The organism is Camelimonas sp. ID_303_24 (assembly GCF_053543495.1).
Map to the genome: position 1 here is coordinate 1 of NZ_JBLLJM010000037.1, position 6198 is coordinate 6198.

Genomic DNA, 6198 nt, shown 5'->3' on the forward strand with positions numbered 1-6198 from the left:
CTCCCTCCCTCCAGAGGGACCGAAGACCCGACACACTCAAGTGACAAAGTTGACGCGGGGTGGAGCAGCCGCCCTGTGATGCGAAGCGGAACTGGCAACCCAAAATAACCGGGATGCAGCTCAAAGCTTCCACAAAAGTTGACGCGGGGTGGAGCAGCCCGGTAGCTCGTCAGGCTCATAACCTGAAGGTCGCTGGTTCAAATCCAGCCCCCGCAACCAAAACACAATAACCCCCGAACGCATTGGCGTCCGGGGGTTTTCCTTTTGGAGCACTCGGCTACGCGCACGGGGAGGGGGCAACATCTCCCTCAGTCCAATGGAGAAGGGACGGGACCGGGTAAATCCACCCTCTGACGTTGCTTTCATCGTTCTCGCGCGGCGTTTGGTAGCGCATGATCCATACTGCGGATCCGGATCCTGAAATGGAGGTCAGATGTTGCTGGCCCCCACAGGGGCGTCAGGCCCAAAAATTTCTGATCTGTGGCGCTTCGATTTTTGACCTGTCATATCCGGCCTTCAGGGCCGGCGCGATCTGCCTGGGGTCGAGTAGATCCACATCAGGCGGCGTTCCGGCGATAATGAGCATGGCTTTCGTGCCGGTAGATTCCAGCGCCGAGATCTCATTGTAGATATTGTGGGGGATGCCACTGAGGAGGGACCCCTCATATCCGTTGGTAAGGGTGATGACGATGGCGCGCTTCGATCCCGCGACCAGATCGGTGTGCGCCCAGCTTTTGGAGATGCCCCCATCCATGCCGAAGCGCTGTCCCAGGAGCGTAGGGCCCATGACACCGGGAAGCGACGAACTGGCTGCTGCTGCATGGGCGAGCGGGATGCCGTTCTTCCTGGCCACCGCCTGGTGCACGACGAGGCGCTCACCTGTGTAACAGTCATTTGCCGTCGTAAACATTTTCTCCACGGGCCAGTCGGTTCGACTGGCCCCCGTCAGCAGCCATGCAAGACGGCCCACGCCATCGCCGTTGAGATGGTTGGCGGCGGCGAGGGACGCATGGCCGATTGCCCGGATGGTCTCCGGACTGCCGTCCCTGGCGGCAAAGTTGATTTCCCGGGCCCGCTGCTGGCTGGCGTTGGGCGCCGAGACGGGAGCGAGCCTGGCGAAGAGCGCCGGGAAGTGGCTGAAAAAATCGAACTCGGAGCGGAGTTGCCAGAAGCGGCCGGACAGCAGGGATGCGCCCGCATAGGAACCCGCAGAGGTGCCCACAACCATCTCGGCAACCGACGGATCAACGCCCTGCTCGAGAAGCCCGTGAAAGAAGCCGCAATACCAGGCAACGTAGTATTCACCGCCGCCGCCAAGCACCATGGTCCGGTCAAGGCCGCGCGCCAGATCGGAAACGGCCGGCTTGTCGGGCAGCGGCCGGACGAGCCCGTCGCCGTCGAACAGTTTGCTGGAGGCTGACGGGGCCGTTTGCCCGGCGCCGGACCCGGCGGCGCTGGCGCCACTGACGGCTCCGGGGAGCATGGCGGACGCAGTGACGCCGGCCGCTGCGTGGAAGAGATGTCGGCGAGAAAGCATGGTGTTGCCGTTGTTCAAGGTTGAGATGGGAACCCGGGATGAACCAGGTTCATTGGCTCTGGCTAACGATCCAGGCCGGGAAGCGCCCATCCCGGCCATGATGAGGCGCCAAAGCGCGCGATCGTATCGGTGTCCGCATGATCGACGCCGGCCCAAATGGATGCGCCGGCGCATATGGCGGCCGGCGCTCACCTCAATCGAGTATGCTCACCGTTGACGCGGGCCGGGTGAGGGGGAACATTTTGAGGGTCTTGCCATCCAGCGGCGCCGTGGCCAGATCCAGCACCTGGATCTGGCTGTTTTCGTAGGTGCGAATGTAGTAACGGCGGGCCTTGAGATCGATCACCGAAGTCCATTCGGTAATCTCGATCCCCGTCACGCCGCCGCCGCTCTGTGAATCTGCCTTCGTTCGCACCATGCCGGGGGGAAGGTCGAAGTTGTTGAGGATGTGAAACGCGAGGTTCACTGTCTGCGCGCCTGTTTCCAGAACCGGCGCGGCGCGGGCATACATGAAGGCCCGCACGAAGCGGGATGGCGATGACATGTCGCCCGGAAGTCCCGGCGCTCCCGCCCCGGTGCTCGGGGGCGAAATCGTCAGTGAGCCAACTTTCAGCGGCTCCGGGTTGTAACGCGACAGGGCAAGATAATTGCCGAGATTGGCGATCTGCCAGTCGAAGGCCGGGGCATTGGTCATCACCGTCGTGGGATTATCGTGCAACTGGAGCTGACCGCCGATGTATTCGATCACGAGGCTTGCGCCGCTAGCGTCATGTACCGTCACATGCATCGGCGCCGGCATCCGGAGCTGCGTGACAATCGCCTTGTTCACCCGGATCTTCGGCAGCCCTTCCTTCACCTCGGCCACGCTGGCAAAATTGGTGAGAATATAGGTCAGTACTTCGTGAGCGGCGATCGAGGTACTGGCTTCCGACGGCGGCACGTCCTGATATTGCGCGAGGCCAGGAAGATAGAGCATGCCGCCAGCCAGGCCTGCTTCATTCACGCCATCGACGAAGACCGGCATCCCAAACGCATTGGCGCCCGCGACGCCGTATTTCGTCACCCAGGGAAGGCCGCCGGCCGCCTGACCACCGGGTCCTGTGCCGGCATACGGAAAGTTGCGCGGCATCACCAGCATTGAGGAATTGAGGGGCAGGCTGAACTCCAGCGTACGTCCATAAACGAAACCGCCGTCCGCTGCTTTGAGCAGGAAGGATGTACAGGCCAAGGTTTGCTGGATCGGGAGGGTCAGGGCGATGAGCAAAGCGAGCCCAGCGCCTGCGAAACCTGTCAGTCGACGACGCATGGCATCTCCACTGGATGAAGCCGCCTGAGGCTGTGTGAAACCGTTATCACAGCCATGGGGGTCGTCAATGGATTCTGCGGGAGCTGTGTTGCGCATTACATGAGTTGCAGCGGATTGTTTACATTAAATTTTCACGAAAAATTCAGTGTTGCGTGAAAATAATTTCTATTTAGCTTAATTTACAAATAACCGTTATCCAGATTTCGTGTTGGCGCGGGCGGATTCTCAGTGATGATTGCTGTTGTGCGCGTGCTTCCTGGTCCGACTTTCAATGTTCAGTTCAAGCTTGATTTCAACAAATTCCGGATATCAGGGGTTTGTGTTTTGAGCGCGGGCCGATTTGGTCTATTTCAACTGCTATAATGCCCGCAACGGAGCGGCTGTCCACGAACCGCCTGTTATCAGGGCCGGTGTTCTGGAGGCTGTCACTTTATCCGGCGGCAGCGGCGCAATTGTCCCCCACTGTCCCTTGTCCAGCTGATGCGCTCATCCCGTTCATGGCCCCTGGGCTCATGGCCGCCATACGCGTGAAAGCGGCGCCCTGTGAACCAGCCACAAACCGGTGGGGAAATCCTGAATGTGGATCAGCCCTGGGTGGGTTCGCGCCGTTCGCGGCGGCGCCACTCGCGGATGATCCTGCGTATCGGCGCTGGCTGCGACACGCCAATACGGGCTAACCTGCTGCGCAGGCCGGCGTGAACCAGACAATAACAGGCCGGACAATGACGCGGGCGTAACAGCGCCCCTGGGAGAGAGGCGCTTGCATGACGCAGGTTATGACACACGAAGAACGAACCGCGTTGCGCGACAGCGTGCGGCGGCTCCTCGCCGACCGGTGCGCCGAAGCCGACGTACGGCGGGTCATGGCCAGCGACACGGGGCATGACAACGCCCTGTGGCGCGAACTCGCCGACCTGGGCGTGGCTGGCATGCTCGTCAGCGAAGCCAATGGCGGCTCGGGACTGGGCCCGGTTGAGCTTGAGCTGGTGATGGAGGAGCTTGGAGCCGCCCTGTCGTCGGCGCCGATGATCTCCACGGCGATGGCCGCCATGTTGCTCGATGGCGCGCGCGCCCAGGCGCTGGCCGCCGGCGAACTGATCGTCGCCGTCGCGCCGCTTGGCGCGCATGACTGGACGGGGCGGAGCGACGTCCGCATCGCTGGAGGCCGGGCTGAGGGTATCGCCCGCTTCGTGCCGGACGGGCAGATCGCCGATCTGGTGTTGCTGGCCGGCGCGGATGGTGTTTATGCGGTGGAGCGCGATGCTTTCAGCGCCACGTCACTGCCGGTTTTCGACCGCACGCGCCGTCTGGCGGATCTGCATGTTGCAGGCCCGGCCGAGCGGATTGGCGACGGGTCGCGGGTTGCCGGCGCGCTCGCTGTCGGGTTGCTGGCCCTGGCCGGCGATCAGGCGGGCGGCGCCCGCCGGGTGCTGGAATTCACGGTGGATTATGCCCGTGAGCGCCGGCAGTTCGGACGGGCCATCGGCAGCTTTCAGGCAATCAAGCATATGGCCGCTGACCTGTTGCTGGAAGCGGAAAGCGCCACCAGCGCGGCGCGCAACGCGGCGGAGCAGCTTGCCGGCGACGCGGCGGATCGTGACAGCGCGCTGGCCCTGGCGGCCTTTGCCTGCGCCGATGCCTACGTGCGTTGTGCGAAGGACGGCGTGCAGATGCATGGCGGCATCGCCTTTACCTGGGAGCACCCGGCCCATCTGTACCTGCGCCGCGCCCGCTCCGGCGCGCAATTGTTTGGCGACAGCAGCCACTGGCGCGAACGTTTCATCCAGGCCCTGGAGGCGCAGTCATGACGGACGAAGAACTGAAGGCGGAAGTCACCACATGGCTGGCGGCCAACTGGCGCGGCGCGCCGCCGCGCACGGAGCGCTTCGGGCCTGATCCCCGCGCTGAATGGCTGGCGAAGGTGCGGGACGCCGGCTGGGCCGCGCCGCGCTGGCCGGCGGAATGGTATGGCCGCGGTCTCAGCGACGCCCAGGCGCGCATCGTCGAGAATTGCTTTGCCGAAGCCAAGGCGCCAGGAACCGGCCAGGACCGCTCCAATCTGTGGGCCAACACGGCGCTGGCGCATGCCACCGAGACCTTCAAACGGCAGATCGTGCCGAAGCTCCTGTCGGGTGAGGTGGGCATGTGCCTGCTGTATTCCGAGCCCGGCGCCGGCAGCGATCTGGCTGCGATCCGCACCCGCGCCGACAAGGTGGAGGGCGGCTGGCGCGTCACCGGTCAGAAAGTGTGGACCTCCGGCGCCCATATCGCCGACTATGGCATGCTGATCGCCCGCACCGACTGGAGCGTGCCGAAGCACAAGGGCATCAGCTTCTTCTTCATGCCCATGCGCCAGAAGGGCGTCGACGTGCGCCCACTGCGGCAAATCACTGATGAAACCCATTTCAACGAGGTGTTCATCGACGACGCCTTCATCCCCGATGAGAACCTGCTCGGCAATCTCGGCGGCGGCTGGGGCGTGTTGCAGACTGCGCTGGCCTATGAACGCTCGGTGATGGGCGATGCGGCGCGCGGGGCGAGATCCGGCGCGAAGGAAGCCCATGGCGACGCCGCTTTGCTGGAACTCGCGCGCGAGGCCGGAAAACTGTCGGACCCGCTGGTCCGCCAGGACGTGGCCCAGGTGATTGCATGGCGCATGCTCAACAGCCTGAATACCCGCCGGGCCAAGGCGGAGCTCAAGCAGGGCACGTCGTCGTCGATCATGTCCCTTGGCAAGCTGGCCATGAGCCGGATCCTGCATGAGGAAGGCCGCGTGCGCACGGCGCTGCTCGGACCGGAGAGCCTGCTGCAAGGGCCTGATCACCCGCGCGCCGAAGACGCCAATTTCCTCAGCCTCAACGCCTATTTCACTTCAATCGGCGGCGGCACCGACCAGATCCAGCGCAATATCATCGGCGAGCGCGTGCTGGACCTGCCAAGAGAGCCAGAGGTTGATCGCGACGTGGCGTTCTCGGCGGTGGTCGCTGGCCGATAGGCCGCCGGGAATCGCCGAAAAGCTGTTCGGACGGGGCGATCGGCTCCCTCCGCCTGGCGGGCCCGTGGCCAGCCGCCACGTGTCAACAGTCAGGCAGCCGGCAAGGGCGGTCTGCTTTGTGACAGAGCGAGCATGCGCCTGCCAGCCGTCGCGGATCAGGCGGCGCTGGCGGGCGCCTGCGACGTCCGGCTGCGCGATGGCCGGGATGGCGGCCAGTTCACGCAAAGCTCCCCTCAACCAGGTGAAAGTGACGCGATGCGCACGAGATTCGTCGCCCTGGACGGGTTGCGCCCGCCACGGTCCCCTGCAAGGCGGCGCCCACGCCGCTTCGCTGGTCGCTGCGGCCAATCTGGCCTTTGT

The 6198-nt window shown here is 64.0% G+C and carries 4 protein-coding genes and 1 tRNA gene; 3 read left to right on the top strand and 2 right to left on the bottom strand.

The features are described 5' to 3' along the window. Positions 1-142 precede the first annotated feature (142 nt). Positions 143-219: transfer RNA gene (locus ACERNI_RS17190), tRNA-Met, on the top strand. 238 nt (positions 220-457) lie between these two features. Here the strand turns inward: ACERNI_RS17190 and ACERNI_RS17195 are convergent. Next, complete coding sequence (locus ACERNI_RS17195; protein WP_448834459.1) at positions 458-1555, bottom strand: patatin-like phospholipase family protein; 1098 nt, start codon at positions 1553-1555, stop codon at positions 458-460. A 175-nt stretch (positions 1556-1730) separates the two neighbouring features. Next, positions 1731-2843 carry a linear amide C-N hydrolase gene (locus ACERNI_RS17200; RefSeq protein WP_448834460.1) on the bottom strand — a complete coding sequence of 371 codons (1113 nt, stop codon included), beginning with the start codon at positions 2841-2843 and terminating at the stop codon, positions 1731-1733. Between the two features lie 764 nt (positions 2844-3607). Here ACERNI_RS17200 and ACERNI_RS17205 point away from each other — a divergent pair. Both ACERNI_RS17205 and ACERNI_RS17210 read left to right on the top strand, forming a co-directional pair. Next, entirely contained in the window at positions 3608-4651 is a 1044-nt protein-coding gene (locus ACERNI_RS17205) for an acyl-CoA dehydrogenase family protein (RefSeq protein ID WP_448834461.1), read from the top strand. Next, positions 4648-5838: an acyl-CoA dehydrogenase family protein gene (locus tag ACERNI_RS17210; RefSeq protein ID WP_448834462.1), complete on the top strand. Its 1191-nt coding sequence runs from the start codon at positions 4648-4650 to the stop codon at positions 5836-5838. The genes ACERNI_RS17205 and ACERNI_RS17210 overlap by 4 nt, the downstream gene beginning before the upstream one ends. Positions 5839-6198: the final 360 nt, after the last annotated feature.